21 protein-coding genes are annotated in these 16,672 nt (G+C 61.5%); 2 read left to right on the top strand and 19 right to left on the bottom strand.

The genetic code is table 11. The features are described 5' to 3' along the window. The first annotated feature begins 55 nt into the window (after positions 1-55). Complete coding sequence (locus GA0061105_RS05635) at positions 56-796, top strand: SIMPL domain-containing protein (RefSeq protein ID WP_064695938.1); 741 nt, start codon at positions 56-58, stop codon at positions 794-796. 376 nt (positions 797-1,172) lie between these two features. On the opposite strand, the gene GA0061105_RS05630 is transcribed toward GA0061105_RS05635, so the two are convergent. From GA0061105_RS05630 to GA0061105_RS05605, 6 genes are all read right to left on the bottom strand, one after another. After that, complete coding sequence (locus GA0061105_RS05630; RefSeq protein WP_092748640.1) at positions 1,173-1,511, bottom strand: hypothetical protein; 339 nt, start codon at positions 1,509-1,511, stop codon at positions 1,173-1,175. 173 nt (positions 1,512-1,684) lie between these two features. Continuing rightward, positions 1,685-1,990: a hypothetical protein gene (locus GA0061105_RS05625; protein ID WP_092748638.1), complete on the bottom strand. Its 306-nt coding sequence runs from the start codon at positions 1,988-1,990 to the stop codon at positions 1,685-1,687. 184 nt (positions 1,991-2,174) lie between these two features. Then, positions 2,175-2,597: a secondary thiamine-phosphate synthase enzyme YjbQ gene (locus GA0061105_RS05620; protein WP_064695935.1), complete on the bottom strand. Its 423-nt coding sequence runs from the start codon at positions 2,595-2,597 to the stop codon at positions 2,175-2,177. A gap of 91 nt (positions 2,598-2,688) precedes the next feature. Then, the gene (locus GA0061105_RS05615) at positions 2,689-3,042 is read right to left on the bottom strand and encodes a DUF1428 domain-containing protein (protein ID WP_092748636.1); all 354 of its coding nucleotides are present in this window, start codon (positions 3,040-3,042) and stop codon (positions 2,689-2,691) included. A gap of 93 nt (positions 3,043-3,135) precedes the next feature. Beyond that, positions 3,136-3,735, bottom strand: a complete 600-nt coding sequence (locus GA0061105_RS05610) for a DUF922 domain-containing Zn-dependent protease (RefSeq protein WP_208601625.1) — start codon at positions 3,733-3,735, stop codon at positions 3,136-3,138. An 83-nt stretch (positions 3,736-3,818) separates the two neighbouring features. After that, positions 3,819-4,538, bottom strand: coding sequence for a Crp/Fnr family transcriptional regulator (locus GA0061105_RS05605; protein ID WP_092748634.1), 720 nt, complete (start codon positions 4,536-4,538; stop codon positions 3,819-3,821). A 131-nt stretch (positions 4,539-4,669) separates the two neighbouring features. Between GA0061105_RS05605 and GA0061105_RS05600 the strand changes: the two genes are divergently transcribed. Beyond that, positions 4,670-4,915 (top strand): DUF6894 family protein, encoded by a 246-nt coding sequence (locus GA0061105_RS05600; RefSeq protein ID WP_092748632.1) that lies wholly within the window; start codon positions 4,670-4,672, stop codon positions 4,913-4,915. A 225-nt stretch (positions 4,916-5,140) separates the two neighbouring features. Here GA0061105_RS05600 and GA0061105_RS05595 read toward each other — a convergent pair whose 3' ends face one another. The 13 genes from GA0061105_RS05595 to GA0061105_RS05540 all read right to left on the bottom strand — a co-directional run bounded on the left by GA0061105_RS05595 (position 5,141) and on the right by GA0061105_RS05540 (position 16,622). Further along, positions 5,141-5,371: a DUF6894 family protein gene (locus tag GA0061105_RS05595; RefSeq protein WP_092748630.1), complete on the bottom strand. Its 231-nt coding sequence runs from the start codon at positions 5,369-5,371 to the stop codon at positions 5,141-5,143. Positions 5,372-5,468: 97 nt separating this feature from the next. After that, positions 5,469-5,867, bottom strand: coding sequence for a DUF427 domain-containing protein (locus GA0061105_RS05590; RefSeq protein WP_092748628.1), 399 nt, complete (start codon positions 5,865-5,867; stop codon positions 5,469-5,471). Between the two features lie 80 nt (positions 5,868-5,947). Further along, positions 5,948-6,646, bottom strand: a complete 699-nt coding sequence (locus GA0061105_RS05585) for a B3/B4 domain-containing protein (RefSeq protein WP_092748626.1) — start codon at positions 6,644-6,646, stop codon at positions 5,948-5,950. A 2-nt stretch (positions 6,647-6,648) separates the two neighbouring features. Next, entirely contained in the window at positions 6,649-7,542 is an 894-nt protein-coding gene (locus tag GA0061105_RS05580; protein WP_092748624.1) for a DMT family transporter, read from the bottom strand. A 117-nt stretch (positions 7,543-7,659) separates the two neighbouring features. Further along, positions 7,660-8,454, bottom strand: coding sequence for an AraC family transcriptional regulator (locus GA0061105_RS05575; RefSeq protein ID WP_092748622.1), 795 nt, complete (start codon positions 8,452-8,454; stop codon positions 7,660-7,662). A gap of 60 nt (positions 8,455-8,514) precedes the next feature. Then, on the bottom strand, positions 8,515-9,303 hold the full coding sequence (locus tag GA0061105_RS05570; RefSeq protein ID WP_092748620.1) for an APH(3')-II family aminoglycoside O-phosphotransferase: 789 nt from the start codon (positions 9,301-9,303) through the stop codon (positions 8,515-8,517). Continuing rightward, positions 9,300-9,461, bottom strand: a complete 162-nt coding sequence (locus tag GA0061105_RS32780; RefSeq protein WP_167358524.1) for a hypothetical protein — start codon at positions 9,459-9,461, stop codon at positions 9,300-9,302. Before GA0061105_RS32780 ends, GA0061105_RS05570 begins: the two co-directional genes overlap by 4 nt. 100 nt (positions 9,462-9,561) lie before the next feature. Continuing rightward, positions 9,562-10,641 carry a DUF930 domain-containing protein gene (locus tag GA0061105_RS05565; RefSeq protein ID WP_092749043.1) on the bottom strand — a complete coding sequence of 360 codons (1,080 nt, stop codon included), beginning with the start codon at positions 10,639-10,641 and terminating at the stop codon, positions 9,562-9,564. A 75-nt stretch (positions 10,642-10,716) separates the two neighbouring features. Further along, on the bottom strand, positions 10,717-11,010 hold the full coding sequence (locus GA0061105_RS05560) for a GYD domain-containing protein (RefSeq protein WP_064695925.1): 294 nt from the start codon (positions 11,008-11,010) through the stop codon (positions 10,717-10,719). 307 nt (positions 11,011-11,317) lie between these two features. After that, positions 11,318-13,375 (bottom strand): RNA polymerase sigma factor RpoD, encoded by a 2,058-nt coding sequence (gene rpoD / locus GA0061105_RS05555; RefSeq protein WP_064695924.1) that lies wholly within the window; start codon positions 13,373-13,375, stop codon positions 11,318-11,320. A 474-nt stretch (positions 13,376-13,849) separates the two neighbouring features. Further along, positions 13,850-14,197: a GFA family protein gene (locus GA0061105_RS05550; protein ID WP_092748618.1), complete on the bottom strand. Its 348-nt coding sequence runs from the start codon at positions 14,195-14,197 to the stop codon at positions 13,850-13,852. Between the two features lie 10 nt (positions 14,198-14,207). After that, positions 14,208-15,245: an L-threonine 3-dehydrogenase gene (gene tdh / locus GA0061105_RS05545; RefSeq protein WP_064695922.1), complete on the bottom strand. Its 1,038-nt coding sequence runs from the start codon at positions 15,243-15,245 to the stop codon at positions 14,208-14,210. A gap of 189 nt (positions 15,246-15,434) precedes the next feature. After that, entirely contained in the window at positions 15,435-16,622 is a 1,188-nt protein-coding gene (locus GA0061105_RS05540) for a glycine C-acetyltransferase (RefSeq protein ID WP_092748616.1), read from the bottom strand. Positions 16,623-16,672 lie beyond the last annotated feature (50 nt).

The following is a 16,672-nucleotide window of genomic DNA, read 5'->3' as shown; positions in this document are numbered from 1 at the left end:
TTCACAATCAACCGACAGAAAGCTGATCCGGGAAACGACAACTAGGGAATGAAACATGGCGCCGATTCTTTCCAAGACACTTGTGATGACTGCCCTTCTCGCCCTGCCGCTCGGCAGCGCCGCGCCTTTGCTGGCGCAGGAGGCAAAGCCGCGTGAAGCGGTGATTTCGGTGACCGGCGATGGCGAATCGGCGGTCGCACCCGATATGGCCGTCGTCAATCTCGCCGTCGTCAAGCAGGCGAAGACCGCCCGCGAAGCGCTCGACGAGAACAACAAGGCGATGAACGAGGTGCTGAAGGCGCTGAAGGACGGTGGCATCGCCGAGCGCGATCTGCAGACTTCGGGCTTTTCCATCCAGCCGCAGTATAATTATCCGCAGCCGGTCGACGGCCAGCAGCAGCAGCCGCAGTTGATCGGCTACCAGACAATCAATTCGGTCACCATCCGCCTGCGCGATCTTTCCAAGCTCGGCCAGGTGATCGACCAGTCGGTCACACTCGGCATCAATCAGGGCGGCGACATCCAGTTCACCAATGACAAGCCGGAGGCAGCGCTGGAAGAGGCGCGCAAGAACGCCGTGGCCGAAGCCGTCAAGAAGGCGAAGACGCTGAGCGAGGCCGCCGGCGTCAAGCTCGGCCGCATCCTCGAGATCAACGAGAATGTGCCGCGCCCGCTGCCGCAGCCCGCCTATCGCGCCACGATGATGAAGGAAGCCGACGCTGCCGCAGTCCCCGTCCAGGGCGGCGAGAACAATTACACGGTCAGCGTCACCGTGACCTTCGCCATCGAGCAGTAAATCGCGTCGGGAAACAGGTGCGATAGGCAGCCGATCCTCGACATGAGGTCGATGCGGTCCAATTTGCGCCGGTGGCCGACGAAGACCCCTCCCCAACCCCTTCCCACGAGGGGAGGGGCTAAAATGCCGCGCCGCTTCACATAATCGTGCCAAATGGCAGAACGGGAACAGCCAGCAAAGCCTCTCCTTTTGGTCACCGCCGGAACCGCAGCTTAGCCTCTCCCCCTTTTGTGACCGTTTGTGGGAGGGGTCTTTGACGCAGCCAAACCGAGCACAAAGGATATCCAAAAAAGAAAACCGCCCTTGCCGATCGGGGAGACTGGCAAAGGCGGTTCTGGTGGCCGCATCGAGAAGACGAGGCCCGTATTCTGCAAAATCAGCGGCGCAAAGGCGGGCAGCCGCGGACGTTGCCGAAGCTCATTTCATCGGGGCCGCGGCGGGTCCAGCCCTGGACGATGACGCGGCGCGGGGTGATGTCGACGACGCGGGCGCGGCGGAAGCCCCAATCGCGGGCGCGGTCTTCGGCCAGACGGGGGTCGCAGCCGCGCGGACGCCGATCGAAGCCCGGAGGCGGACGACGATAATCCCGCGGCGGATCGCGATCCTGATCGCCGATAATGATACTAAACTGGGCGGCCGCCGGGACCACCGTGCCGGCAAGGGTGCCGACGGTAAGCATGGCGGCAAGACCCGCCTTTGCAAGAAACTGCATCATTAAAAAACCTTTCGTTCTATAGTCGGTGCGGTCGAGCCGCCCTCCCCACTCTCCGCATCACGCCGAAGCGTCAGTGGAATCACTTATACAAATCAGAGAAAAGACGGCGGAAAGTGTCACCGTCAAGGCAAAAGGGGCGGGCAAGCGCACGTCGGCGCTTGCCGCTGCGATGTTCAGCGCCGGATCAGCGGGCAGCCGCGGACATTGGCGAAGACCATCCTGTCCCAGCCGCGACGGTCGCGCCCGGCGACAACGACGACGCGCGGGGACATGCGGGTGATATGGGCTCTGCGCAAGCCGAAATCGCGCGCCTTGCGCACGGCGTGCACCGGCGAGCAGCCGCGGATCGGACGATGATATTGCGCCTCGACGATGAAGTTCGTCTGCGGCCCTGCGGCTGCCGCGGTGGAAACAGTGGCCGGAATGGACGAGAGGCCGAGCACTGCGGCAAGGCAAGCCTTGGTGAGGAAATGCGTCATGGAGTGTCTCCGTCGATTGGTCTTTAAGCTCTCCCTTCAGGGATTGTCTCGACAGTAGACGCTGCAAGCTGAACGATGTTCGAACCGGCCATTCAGTTTGCATTCACAAGACGATAAGCGGTTTTCGATGCCTCTTCTTTCGATCAGGATTCGCCCGATCGTCTGGATCCGGCGCCAATTGATCTCACGGGCTGAGATGCAGCACGATTTCGCGTCGGTGCGGCTGGTCGCGATGCTCGAAGAGATAGAGGCCCTGCCAGGTGCCGAGCGTCAAGCGCCGCCTGGCGACAGGAATGCCGATCGACACCTGGGTCAGCGCCGCCTTTATGTGCGCCGGCATATCGTCCGGCCCCTCGGCCCTATGCACGACCCAGCCCATCGACGGATCGGAGGCAGGCGGCACCAGCCGGCGGAAGAAGGCGAGAAGGTCGGTGCGCACGTCGGGATCGGCATTTTCCTGGATCAGCAGCGAACAGGATGTGTGGCGCACGAAGACGGTGAGAAGCCCCTCCTCCCGCCCCGAAGCGCTGACGAAGGCGGCCGCCTGATCGGTGAATTCGTAAAGTCCCTGGCCGCGCGTGGACAGGGTGAGGATTGTCTGAGTCACGGGCGCTCTCCGTCTCGCAATGACATCCCCGCGAGTTGGCGCGCCATGACGACCAAGTCAATGCCTGGCTGAAGCCGCGGCGGAGCCGGCATCAAAGCTTCAGCAGCGTCTCGAAACCGCCATAGATCATCCGCTTGCCGTCGAAGGGCATCTGCCATTGATCGCCCTTGAGCCTCGGATCGGCCATCACCTTGGCGTTGACGTCGTCGCGCTCCTGCCGCGACCGATAGGTGATCCAGGAAAACACCACCACCTCCTCTTCTTTGGCCTGCACGGCGCGGGGGAAAGAGGTCAGCTCGCCATAGGGCACGTCATCGCCGATGCATTCGACATATTCGAGTGCGCCATATTCCTTCCAGATCGAGCCGGCGAAGGCCGAAAATTTCTTGTAGGCCTCGATATGCTCTCTCGGTACCGCCACGACGAAACCATCGACATAGGACATGACACGCCTCCTCGTTCATCCCTGTTAGCGGCAAAGATAGGAGGCCGGCGGGGCAGGTCCAGGGACGGAGCGGCAGGCAGGCTCTTCAGGCAGTCACGGCCCGTTCACCAGCTTGAGGATGAGCTGGTGGATATTGCCGCCGTCGCCCATCTCGACCTTGTCGAAGTCGCGGCCGCGCTGGCGCTGCCTTGCGGAGATCTCGCCAAGGCGCCGGGTCAGTTCGACCCGGATTTTCTTGCAGTCGGGGTCGTCGGCAACGGTGAGGCCGACGCTCATCGTCTCGATCTCCTTGACCATTTCCTTGATGGTTTCGCCATGCACCCGCTCATGTGCGGCAACACCCGATATGAAGCCATCCCAGCTGCTCTTGACGGCCGGCGGCAGCGCGGCCGAGGGCTTCGGCAGGGTGTAGGTGATAATGAGCTTCGGTCGATTGGTGACGATGGCGCAGGCATTGTCCTGCGGCTCGTATTTGCGGGTCCAGGTGAGCTTGAACGTCGTATGGGCGATGACGCGGCCGGCGACGCCGGCCTTTGGCCCATGTGCCCCGATCGATTCATAAAGTTCGGCGCCCGTCCTGCCTGAAATTGAGTAAGGCCGCACCTCCTCGATTGCCTGCCATTCGGTTTGCGCCGCCGCCGGCAATGCGGCGGCAGTCGCCGCCAGCACACAAGGTAGAAAAATCGTCTTCACGCACCGCCCCGCCGAATGATTCCCGCCGCCAGAATCTAACGATGCCTTTCCGCGCTTTCAACGCGCGTGCGTGGCGGCTGATATCAGCGCGGCTCCCTGGAGATGCTGAGATAGGCGGGGTCGAATTCGGCAATCTCCTGCAGGCGTTCCCAGTCGACGATGGTGATGGTGCGGTTTTCCCAGGTAAAGGCGCCCTCGCGCCTGAGGGCCTGCAGCGTCTTGTTGAGGTGGACGACTGAAATGCCGAGCACATCGGCCATCTCGATCTGTGTCAGCGGAAACTGAAAGCTCTCGCCCCGCGTCCGCCTGACGACCTGCAGGCGCACGAAGAGTTCGCAGACGAGATGGGCGATCTGTGCGCGTTTGGAGCGCCGGCCCATGGCGACGATCCATTCCCGGTGAATGGCGCCATCGACGAGCGTGTCGAGCCAGAGCAGCCGCGTCAGATGCGGCATGTGCTCGGTGATCGCCCGCAAGTCGGCATGATCGGCCAATGCGACGTGACAGGGCGACAGCGCCACGATGCCATGATCCATCTTCTTGACCGGGAAGGCATGGAGGTCGACAAAATCGCCGGCGACATGCAGGGCGGTGATCTGCCGGCTGCCGTCGGCCATCAGCTTGTAGCGCGCCGCAAAGCCGTCGATGAGCAGCGTGCTGTAGGGTGGCCGGCTTCCCTCCGGAACGAGATCCTCCCCGGCGGCAAACTGCCGATCCCTGACGATGATCGATCGCAGATGGTTTTCCTCCTCGGCCGACAGCGCGTCCCGGCTTCCGAGGTTGAGCAGCAGCGACTCAATCACAGGCCTGCCCGCCAATATTGCCGTAGCCCCGATCGATTTCGATGCGACCTGTATTTTCTATAAGAATCAATGCCTAGCCTCGGAACAATTATCTTCATCTGTGAGTTCTCTCCTGACGCGCAGGAAAGAACATGGCTCGCTACTTTTTCGATCTGCACAACGGGGAAGGTCCGACACGCGACGAGCACGGCACCGAGCTCAAATCTCGCGAGGACATTCCAAAAGAGGTGACTCGCATCCTGCTGGATGTGGCCCGTGACGAATTGCCGGCAGCTGATCGCATGACAATCGCCGTCACCGTTCGCGACGAAAGCGGCGATCCGGTCACGGTCGCCAGCCTTGTCTTCAGCAATGAGTGGCTCGACGTCACGCGATGACGCCCTCCATCGGGGCTGCCGCCTGGCCATCCATACACATCAATCCGACCCGGTCGATGGACGCGCTTCGGCTCCTTGTTTTATACATGTCGTTGTCCCGAACCGCTGCACACGTCCGGCGAAGTGCATTAAGGCTCGCCCTCACAAGCGGCAATTAAATTTGACATAGTTCCGCGACCCGGGCGGTGTCTGCAGGTATTTGTCCGTTCGGGATGCCGATCGCGGTTATTTCGCGATCTCTTCGAGAACCAGCCGGATTTCCGCAAGCGGTTTTCGGCTTTCGTCGAAGAGTTCGACCGAAAGCATGTTCAAAGGTGCAGTCGGCAGGCCTTCGGCTGCCATCTCTGCGAGCACCCTTCGCGCTTCGGCCTTCGCCGCCTCGACGGATTCGAATTCGTATCCGGTCTCAGTGCCGACGCCATCGCGATCGAAGAGCTGGAAGTGGAATTTCGGCACGGCATACTCCTTCGATGATGCCCTTAACGAAACTGGAGGCGACAGGTTCCGCCGGAAGGATCTCAACGCTCCGACACTCGGCAGCTCAGGGGGATCGTCAGAAGGCGCCCGCCTCGGGCGAAGCCATTTCCTCGATTGCGTCGACACGGTCGGGATAGAAAGCGAGATGGTCCTTGATGTTGCTGACGGCGGCATGCGGGGCTTCGTAGGTCCAGGCCGCGTTCTCGGAGCGTTCGCCGCCCAGAGCAATGCTGTAATAGGAGGCATCGCCCTTGTAGGGGCAATGCGTGGTGTGATCGGTGCGCTGAAGCAGCGACATGTCGACATCGCTGCGCGGAATATAGTGGACCGGCGGATAGGAGGCTTCGCGCAGCGTCAGCGCGTTGCGACTGTCGGCAATCAGCCTGCCGCCGACTGTGACGACGACGCGGCAGGAATTATGCTCGACCGTGATCGGATGGTCCGGCCCCGGAATCTTGATCGACTTGTCCAACATGGGTTCGTCTCCAGAGAATAGCGATGCCCCTGAGATAGGGCGCTTATGAAGCCGGCCCAAGCCCTGAACATTCCCTGCCCTCACACATGGAATTCGAAACGCGGTGATGCGCGCGTGAGCGTGGCGGTCGCCGCCGTCACCGGCCAGCGACTTGCGAGTGCATCGGCGAGCGTCGCGATTAGCCTGCCGGTATCCTCGCCGGCGCCGGCATGCAGCGCCTCGGCGACGATCAGCACCGAGGCCGTCGTCTCCCGCACCGCCGAAAGCCCACTCTGCCGGTTCGTCCAGCGGCGCGCATGCGCTCTGCCTTCGTCATCCGCAAAGATCACCTCGTCCTGCTCCGGATGTTCGCTTTCGCCGCCGAAGGTGAGATAGGTCTCATGCCCCGTTGCGTGCCGCACCTGGAGATCGCCGGCGATTTTTCCCGCGTCGAAGACCGCGACAGGGATGGCAAAGGCGAGTGAAATCGAATTGCAGAGATCGATGAGCGGATGGAGGCGCGGCAGGGTGCGCTCCTGGCGGAAGCGGCGCAACAGCGCCTCGGAGGCGCAGCGATACTGCGTCGGCTTCAGCCCCATGCGGGAAAAGCCGCGCCGCCAGGCCTGGATCTCCGGGAATTCGCTCTCCTGGGCTTCGGCCAGGCGGGCCTCGGCAATCGCGCTGAAACTTGCGACCGCCTCCTCGACGTCTGCCGCCGCATGAATGCCTTCGGCATGAAGCACACCGGCGGCAAGCTCCGGAAAAACCTGCCATATTGCGTCGGAATGGCTGAACTGCATGGTCATTTCCCCTCAATGGGTTTCCTGTGCCTTCCCGCAAGGGCAAGCCCGAACACCGCCACCAGCACGCAGGCGATGCCGGTAATCTGGTTGAAGCCGACCGGCTCGCCGAGAACGACGAAGGCGAGCATGACGGCCGAAACAGGCGCAAGCGCGGTGAAGAGCGCGGCTTCGGTGCCGCTCACCCTCTCCGCCCCCGCATACCAGAGCAGAAAGCCGCCGACGGTCGGCACCAGGGCGTAATAGACGACGGCAGCGGCAGCGCTTGTGGAAAATCCCTGCGCAAAGGGCGCCTCGAAAATGGCCGGAACGATAGAGACGGCGAAGCCGATACCGGTCATCAGCGTCGACTGGGCAAGCGGCGGAATGTCAGCCGCCAGCCGCTTGTTCAAGAGAATGAACAGGCCCTCGCAGATGACCGCGAGAAAAATCAGCAGATTGCCGGCAAGCGACCCGCCGATCGCCTGCGGCGTGAAGGCGATCGAAAACACGCCGACGCTCGCCAGCGCCACGGCGAGAAGCAGGGCGCGCTGCGGCCGTTCCCGCAGCAGCAGGATCGAAATCGCCGCCGAGACCACAGGCAGCGTGCCGATGATGACGCCGGCATCGGCGGCCGAGGTCAGGCTAAGGCCCGATATCAGCAGCGTCGTATACCCGACGCTGCCGGCGCCAGCCTGAATGACGAGGATGAGACGGTCATGGCCGGAGAGCTTCGGCAACCGGGCACCGCTTGCCCGCATCAGGAGGAAAAAGACGGGAAGAGCGAGGGCGAAGCGCAAAGCTGTTGCGGTAAACGGCGGCAGTCCCGAAGCAATCAGCTTGCTCGCGATGACAGTGCTGCCGACCGTCAGCATGGCCAGCGCCAGATAGAAATAGCCTTGAACCTGTCTCGACATGAAGCGCCCCCGTTGGATGCGCCGAGGAAACAGCAGGGACCCGCTGGGGTCTTGAACGAAATTGCAGGGACGTATGACTAAGACATCGAAGGACGATGGCGGGTGCTAGAGCCACCTTCAGAGAAACGCGCCGGCATAGAGCCGTGGCGAGAGACCATATTTGCGCACGAAGACCCGCGTCATATGGCTCTGGTCGGCAAAGCCGCTGGCAAAAGCGGCTTGCGCAAGCGGCATGCCATCGGCGATCAGCCGCCGGGCGATATGGATGCGGGCCTGGACGAGATAGGCATGCGGTGTCAGTCCCGTCGCCCTGGCGAAGCCGCGCAGCACCTGGAAGCGGCTGAGGCCGCTTTCCCTGGAAAGATCGGCAAGCGAGACGGCGGCAAGAGGATCGTCGTCGATCAGATCCCGCGCCGCGCGGATGGACGTCGGCACAGGCGGTCTCTCTTCGCTGCGGCCGCGTTCCCCCATTACATCGGCGACGACTTGCAGAAGCAGTTGCTCGCAGAGCAGCCCGTCGGCCGTGTTGGCGGTCACCGCGCCAAATAGCGTTTCGAAGCGGGCGGCGATCACCGCATCGCGCATGACGGGATGCGGGATTTCCGAGCGCCCTGAGCCGATCTCTCGCGAGAGGCCGGTGACGATTTCGGGATCGAAATAGAGGATGCGCCACGACCGGCGCTGGCCGATCGGCGCGCCGTCATGCACCTCGTTCGGATTGACGGTGATGATATCGCCGGCCTCGGCCTCCACCATGCCGCGCCCGCTCAGCGATTTCTGTGCCCCAGACGAGACGAGACCAATGCCGAACTGCTCATGCGTATGCCTGGCGAAACTGTGAGGCGTTTCGGCTTCCACCGCTTCGACGCCTGTCAGCGCCGAGCGCAGCATCCTGAACTGGTTTTTAGGCATTTCACATCCGCAGGCCCGATGCCGGCAACTCTGCCAGCCGCGCCTTGATGACGCAACCGTCTAAAAGAATTCGTCGAGCAGCTGATAGTAATCGAGCCTCGCCGGATCAGGCGCCGGCAGGCCGTAACGATCGAGAAATGGCTGCACCAGCGCCTCGCCGAAATTATAGGTGATGCTGCGGCAGGCGAGCGCGATATCCTGGTAGCGGTCGGCGACGCCGAGGCGGCTGCAATCGATATAGCCCGAGAATTGGCCGTCGGAAGCCACGAAGTTCGGCAGGCAGGCATCTCCATGGGTGACGACGATATCCTCGCTGCACGGCCTTCGGTTTTCGAGTTCGGCAAACAATGCTTCGGGGCTTTTGCCGAGCCGTGTCTCGTCGAAGTCGGTCCCGTCGACGATTCCGGCCTGCATGCGGGCGCGCGCCAGCGGCACGCGCCCCGCCAGACGGTGATCGAACGGACAGGAAGTGATCGGCAGGCGATGAAGAGCGAGCAGCGCCTCCGCCAGCAGCTCGACGCGCGCCAGCGGCGTCAGCGCCGAGGCGCTGGCAAGATCGGTTCCTGGCAGTGCGCTGATCAGCAGCCAGTTGCGCTCGCCGTCGTTTTCCCGGCCAATCACCTCCGGACATGGCAGGCCGGAAGCCTTGAGCCAGGCGAGCCGAGCGGCTTCATCGGCAAGCTCGCCGAACGGCCCCGCCGCCTCGACCTTTAGATAAAGCGCCGGCAGTCCCTCGCCTTCCAGGCGAAAGACGCTCGCCGCTGACCGACCGAGCGCATCGCGCTCCATCCGGTAGCCGGACAGGCGCGCGCCGAAAGGTCCAGCCGGCAACGTCTTGGAATATGTCAATGAAGCGTTTCGGCGGGGGCTGCTTCGAGCAGGATCTCGAGAGCCTCTTCGAGCGCCGCCACCAGGATATCGGTCAGCTCGTCGGATTTGTTTTCGAGAAACAGCGCAGCCACGGCTTCATCCTGACGCTCCAAAAACCGCTCGATCTCGTTCGACATATCACCGTCCCCTCTTCACCGTACCATCACGGCCTGAGGAGAGGCTAGGTGCGGTTCCTTGCGCGTGGCTGGTTGCGAGACGGAGAAGATCGCACGCGCTTTAGTCATCGATATCATACTTGGAATACTCGCTGCGGGGAACTCGTCCGCCGACCTGGTGAGCAAAGGACACAACTTTGGTAGCTCCCTCGTCCACCTCGCAACGGAAACGAACTTGGAACCAGCCGTTGGCTGTGCCAAAAGCTGCATCCTTCACGTCCAGAATCGTACCGGCTCGCAAGCCGAAACTTGGCAAGGCGACCGGGAAATACGGCGGCGAACCGTTGACAAGTTGGCCCTGCAGCTCGGTGGTACAAAGCGTCGCCACTCGTTCTTTGCGCGAAAGGCCACCCATCGCCGTTTGCGCAAATAAACTGCCATCGGCCGCCGGTGAAAACAGCGTTTTTGACTCCGGTAGATCGTTGTTGTCAGGCAGCGTTTTCGGCTTGTTGGTAGTTTTCTCAGGCGGTTTGGCCGGCTCGATCGTCGTGTTGACTTCGCCAGAAGCTTCCGCCGGCGGCCCCTTCCGCTCCGGAGAAACGTCGATCGCAGCCACCTCGGGCAGCTTCACATCATCCGGCACGGGTTTCGATGGCGGCTCCTCGGTTTTTTGTTCTGCCGCAATAGTCTTCGTCGGCCCGTGTTCCGATGCAGTATCGCGCTGCGGCGGAGTTGTTGCGGCTTTCTTTTCACCTTGAGAAGAATTTCCCGCCAAGGCTTTGTCAGGACCGCTATTCCTATTTCCAAACTCGGTAACAGGATTGAAAGTCGGCATGGGCTTCGGCTTAGCCTGCTCGACAGCTTTCTTTGCTGGCGGAGGCGGAGGCGGCGGCGGTGGTGGAGGCGCCTTCCTGGCCTCTTGCGGCGGCTTCTTCTCAGGCTTTTTCTCTTCCGGCTTCTTCTCCTCCGGCGGCGGCACGAGTTCCACCTTCACGCTGTCGTCCTCCGGGGGCTTCGGCTCGATCTTCGGCAGTCCGAAGATAAGGAGGGCAACGACCGGCACATGCAGAAGCACGGACGCACCGATACCCCAGCGGATTTCAGGCCGCCGTTTTGCCGTTTCGTGAGTCGTCTCTGCCAAGTCCACGTCGTCTGTCACAGCAGCGATGTGGCCTCTAAAGCCGGCAGCATCAAGCCGCAAAAGCAAAAAACCTTGTGATCGCCGCAAGGCCCGTTGGTCGGCAGGGCCCCGTCGCCAGCTTCCTTTGGCTTGGGTCTAGCTGAGCGAGCCTATCAGATCCCGATAGGCCGCCTCCGGGAAGGCCTTCAGCGTCTCGGTCCGGACATTGCCGCCCATGGATAGAGACAAAGTGAAATGCGCCATGACGGCATCATCGGGCGCCTCGCAGACGGCAACCATGTCATGCCCGCCCATCGTCAGATAAAACTGGTTGAAGGAGCCGCCGACGCTCGCGAGCAATTTCTTCGCCGCGTCCAGCCGTTTCGGCGAGTCTCGGACATTGCGGATGCCTTGGTCCGTCCAATTGATCAAAAGAATGTAAGTGGTCATATCGCACCTCCCCAGAGCGTGGTGCCGAAAACCTCAGCAGACGACACATGCTCTATTTCTTGATGCAGATCCGGATTCGGATTTTAGGCCGGCAAGGTCTGAAACCATCTGGATCCAGCGGAGGATAGGCCTATGCAGGCATATGTCGCCCCTCGCTCGCGCGTCGCGATCGATCCCTACCCGTGGCCGGATTATAGGCTTGTCACCACAAGGCGACAAGCAGCCGCCAGGATCGTTGATATTGATCATAAAAGCAAAAGCCGGGCGCGAAGCCCGGCTTTTCCAAAATTATCACATCGTCGAAGCGTCAGCTGTCGAGGAACGAGCGCAGCTTTCTCGAGCGGCTCGGATGCTTCAGCTTGCGCAGCGCCTTCGCCTCGATCTGGCGGATACGTTCGCGGGTGACCGAGAACTGCTGGCCGACTTCTTCGAGCGTGTGGTCGGTGTTCATGCCGATGCCGAAGCGCATGCGCAGCACACGCTCCTCGCGCGGCGTCAGCGAGGCGAGAACGCGGGTCGTCGTCTCGCGCAGGTTCGCCTGGATGGCGGCGTCGATCGGCAGCAGCGCGTTCTTGTCCTCGATGAAATCGCCGAGATGCGAATCCTCTTCGTCGCCGACCGGCGTTTCGAGCGAGATCGGCTCCTTGGCGATTTTCAGGACCTTGCGGACTTTTTCGAGCGGCATTGCGAGCTTTTCGGCCAGCTCTTCCGGCGTCGGCTCACGGCCGATCTCGTGCAGCATCTGGCGCGAGGTCCGGACGATCTTGTTGATCGTCTCGATCATGTGCACCGGAATGCGGATCGTGCGGGCCTGGTCGGCGATCGAGCGGGTGATCGCCTGACGGATCCACCACGTCGCATAGGTCGAGAACTTGTAGCCGCGGCGGTATTCGAACTTGTCGACCGCCTTCATCAGGCCGATATTGCCTTCCTGGATGAGGTCGAGGAACTGCAGACCGCGGTTCGTGTACTTCTTGGCGATTGAAATGACGAGGCGAAGGTTCGCTTCGACCATTTCCTTCTTGGCGATGCGCGCTTCGCGCTCGCCCTTCTGCACCATATGCACGATACGGCGGAATTCCGAGATCGAAATGCCCGTCTCGGTCGCCAGATTCTGGATCTCCTGGCGGATGTCGCGGATCGTCGTGTTTTCGCCCTTGGCGAATTCCTTCCAACCGCGAGCGGCTAGATTGCCGATCGACTTCATCCAGTTCGGATCCAGCTCGGCGCCCTGGTACTGTTCCAGGAACGAGTCGCGCTTGACGCCATAGGATTCGGCCAGACGCAGCAGGCGGCCTTCGTTGGAAACGAGGCGCTTGTTGATGTCGTAGAGCTGCTCGACCAGAGCATCGATGCGGTTCTGGTTCAAGGACAGCGACTTGACCGCCTTGATCAGCTCATCCTTGAGCTCCTTGTAGCGGCGCTCCTGGGCGGAAGACAGCGTGCCGGACGCCGACAGGCGCTGCTCGACCTGCTGGTCCTGCAGCTTGCGCAGCTTCTTATAGGTCTCGGCGATCGTATCGAGCGTCTCCATCACCTGCGGGCGAAGCTCGGCTTCCATGGCCGCCAGCGACAGATTGGATTCGTCCTCGTCCTCTTCCTCCTCTTCCGGAGGCAGGCCTTCGCCGCCGACATCGGTGATGTCGTCGTCGCCCGAACGGGCGCGCCGGGTCTTTTCCTTCTCTTCGGCCGCCTTGCGGTCGGCCTCGATCTTTTCTGGACTCTGGAACTGCGGCGCAGCCTTGGCTTCGGGACCGGAATAGGTCGTCTCGAGATCGATGATCTCGCGCAGCAGCGTGGTGCCTTCATTCAGTTCGTCGCGCCAGATGATCAACGCCTGGAAGGTCAGCGGGCTCTCACAGAGGCCTGCGATCATCGTTTCGCGACCGGCTTCGATGCGCTTGGCGATCGCGATTTCGCCTTCGCGGGAAAGAAGCTCCACCGAGCCCATCTCGCGCAGATACATGCGCACCGGGTCATCGGTGCGGTCGGTCGGTTCTTTCTTCTTGGCGGTCGCAAGCGCGGTGCCGCCGGAAGGCGCGAGCTCGCCGCCTTCGCTGTCGTCATCGCCGCCGGCGTCGTCGTCATCGCCGCCGCCGGAAGCACCGGCCTCTTCGGCTTCCTCGTCTTCGATGACGTTGATGCCCATGTCTGACAGCATCGACATCGTGTCTTCGATCTGCTCGGATGTCACTTCCTCGGACGGCAGGACCGCATTCAGCTCGTCCATCGTCACGTAGCCGCGCTTTTTGGCGGCCTTGATCATCTTCTTGACCGCGTCGTCGGAAAGATCGAGAAGAGGGCCGTCGCTTGCGCCGTCGCGTTCGACTTCCGCGTCTTCGTTCTCTTTGACCTTGGTTGCCATTTATATCGTCGCCTTCCTGACGCTATCCAATCTCGCTACGGTGAATGGGCCGTCTCAGGGCCTGACGCGCCGCTCGCGTCGCCCTTGAATCACCTGAGCCCACCTAACGGGATGACATTTAAAGTCTGATTAACCACGATCGCCGGTACCGGACAGCAAAGCATTCTTGCCTTTGGATTTCCGGCCATGGTTGCGCGATCCGCCTTGACCCAGTTCACCGTTTCAACAAGTCGAACGGTGATTCCCACATTTTTTGTTCTCGTCAAGCTTTTCCAGCAAAAAAGCACGCGAAAACTCGGAAAAAGCCTTATCCACAGGCTTTGAACCGCGGCTGCGATTGCGAACCTTATTTAAGAAGCAGCGAACAAAAGACAAGGGCGGCAAAGATTTTGGCCGCTGCATCTATTACTGCGGCCGCTGGCGCCAGTTGTAGCTGGGATATATTGCCCTCTTGCCGGGCGGATATCGTTCGCGCTAGTGCGCCGCGCCGTCATAGGCCGTCACCTTCAGTGCGCCGAGATCGAGTTCGGGAATGCAGCGCAGATTGATCGAGGCCATGACCGAACCATTCGGGGCGACACCTTCACCGAACGGCGCGATGCCGCAATTGGCGCAGAAATGATGCCGGATGACATGCCTGTTGAAAGTATAGGTCAACATATTGTCTTCCGGCGTCTTCAGCACCAGCTTCTCGCGCGGCACGAAGGCGAGAAGCCCGCCTCGCCTGCGGCAGAGCGAACAGTTGCAATCGAGCGCCTCGGCGAATTCGCCTTCGACGTTGAAAGCGATGTTGCCGCAATGGCAGCTTCCTTCGTAGAGCATGTCGTCCTCCTCACATCCAATCCATCACCACCTTGCCGGAGTTGCCCGACCGCATCGCCTCGAAGCCGTCGCGGAATTCGTCGATCTTAATGCGATGGGTGATGATCGGCGAAAGATCGAGGCCGCCCTGGACGAAGGCGATCATCTTGTACCAGGTCTCGAACATCTCGCGGCCATAGATGCCCTTGAGATTAAGCATCTTGAAGATCACCTTGTTCCAGTCGATCTCGAAACCCGCCGGCGCAATGCCGAGAATGGCGATCTTGCCGCCATTGTTCATCTTGTCGATCATGTCGCGGAAGGCAGGTGCTGCGCCCGACATTTCGAGCCCGACATCGAAACCCTCGGTCATGCCGATCGCCTTCATCACATCGGCAAGATTTTCCTTCGACGCATCGACGACATGGTCGATGCCGAGCTTGCGCGCCAGCGCCAGACGGTGCGGATTGATGTCGGTGATGACGACCTTGCGGGCGCCGGACCGTTTGGCGACGAGCGCCCCCATGATGCCGATTGGCCCTGCGCCGGTGACGAGCACATCCTCGCCGACGAGATCGAAAGAAAGCGCCGTATGCACCGCATTGCCGAACGGGTCGAAGATCGCGGCGATCTCGTCTGAGATATCGTCGGGGATCGGCACGACATTGCTTTCCGGAATGCAGACGAACTCGCCGAAGGAACCCGACCGATTGACGCCGACGCCGAGCGTGTTGCGGCAGAGATGGCCCCTGCCCGCCCGGCAGTTGCGGCACTTGCCGCAGACGATATGCCCCTCGCCGGAAACCCGCTCGCCGACATGATAGCGGGTGACCGCCGAACCGATCTCGGCGATCTCGCCACAGAATTCATGGCCGACGACCATCGGTACCGGAATGGTTTTCTGCGCCCACTGGTCCCAGTTCCAGATATGCACGTCGGTGCCGCAGATCGCCGATTTCTTCACCCGGATCAGCACGTCGTTCGGCCCAACCTCCGGCACCGGCACATTTTCCATCCAGAGCCCGACCTCAGGCTTCGATTTGACCAGTGCCTTCATCATGTTCGACATATCTGTATCCTATGCCCCTTTGGCGGTTGCCTGTTGCCGCCCCTCATCCGCCTGCCGGCACCTTCTCCCCACTCGCGGGGCGAAGGGACTTGCCGTGCCGTCTCCGCATACTCAAGCGGGCCGGTTGGGCACGTCCCCTCTCCCCGCGAGCGGGGAGAGGGTTAGGGTGAGGGCAGCAAACGCTCATCCTCAAATCACACCCAATTCCCGCCCTGCTTCCGCAAAAGCCGCAACCGCCCGCTCCACATCCGCCTTCGAATGCGCCGCCGACATCTGCGTGCGGATGCGGGCCTGGCCTTTCGGCACCACGGGGAAAGAGAAGCCGATCACATAGATCCCCTTCTTCAGCATCAGGCTTGCCATGTCCTGCGCCAGCTTGGCATCCCCGAGCATGACGGGGATGATAGGATGACCTTCCCCGGCGAGCGTGAAGCCGAGCTTCGTCATCTCGCGGCGAAAGAGATCGGCATTGTCGGAAAGGCGCTGGCGCAGGGCATCACCGTTTTCGATGAGATCGAACACTTTCAGCGAAGCCGCAGCGATAACGGGCGCCAGCGTGTTCGAGAACAGGTATGGCCGCGAGCGCTGCCGCAGCCACTCGACGATCTCGGCTTTCGCCGAGGTATAACCGCCGGAGGCGCCGCCGAGCGCCTTGCCGAGCGTGCCGGTGATGATGTCGATGCGGCCCTCGACGCCGCAATATTCCGGCGAGCCGCGGCCATTCTTGCCGACGAAGCCGACGGCGTGGCTGTCATCGACCATGACCATGGCGCCGTATTTCTCGGCGAGATCGCACACGCCCGGTAGATTGGCGATGATGCCGTCCATGGAGAAGACACCGTCGGTGGCGATCAGCTTGAAGCGGCTGCCTTCGGCCTTTTTCAGCTCCTCTTCCAGCGCCGCCATGTCATTGTTGGCGTAGCGGAAGCGCTTGGCCTTCGAAAGCCTGACGCCGTCGATGATCGAGGCGTGGTTAAGCGCGTCCGAAATGATCGCGTCCTCTTCGCCAAGCAGCGTCTCGAACAGGCCGCCATTCGCATCGAAGCAGGAGGAATAGAGGATCGTGTCTTCCATGCCGAGAAAGGAGGAGATGCGGGCTTCGAGTTGCTTATGCTCCTCCTGCGTGCCGCAAATGAAGCGCACGGAGGCCATGCCGTAGCCGTAGCGATCGAGCGCCTGCTTGCCGGCCTCGGCCAGTTCCTCGTTATCGGCGAGGCCGAGATAGTTGTTGGCGCAGAAATTCAGCACGCGCTCGCCTGTGGAAATCGCAATCTCGCCCGCCTGCTTGGAGCTGATAATCCGCTCGGACTTATAGAGTCCGGCATCCTTCAGCGCCGAAATCTCGGCCCGGAGATGGGAAAGAAATGGCGAGGTCATGGGCGGCCCTTCCTGACGTTTCTATAGGCTCCGGGATTAGCATATCGCCA

This window comes from Rhizobium aethiopicum (genome assembly GCF_900094625.1).
GTDB classification, from domain to species: domain Bacteria; phylum Pseudomonadota; class Alphaproteobacteria; order Rhizobiales; family Rhizobiaceae; genus Rhizobium; species Rhizobium aethiopicum.
The sequence above is the reverse complement of the archived record's forward strand: the minus strand, read 5'-3'. Positions and strand labels throughout refer to the sequence as shown.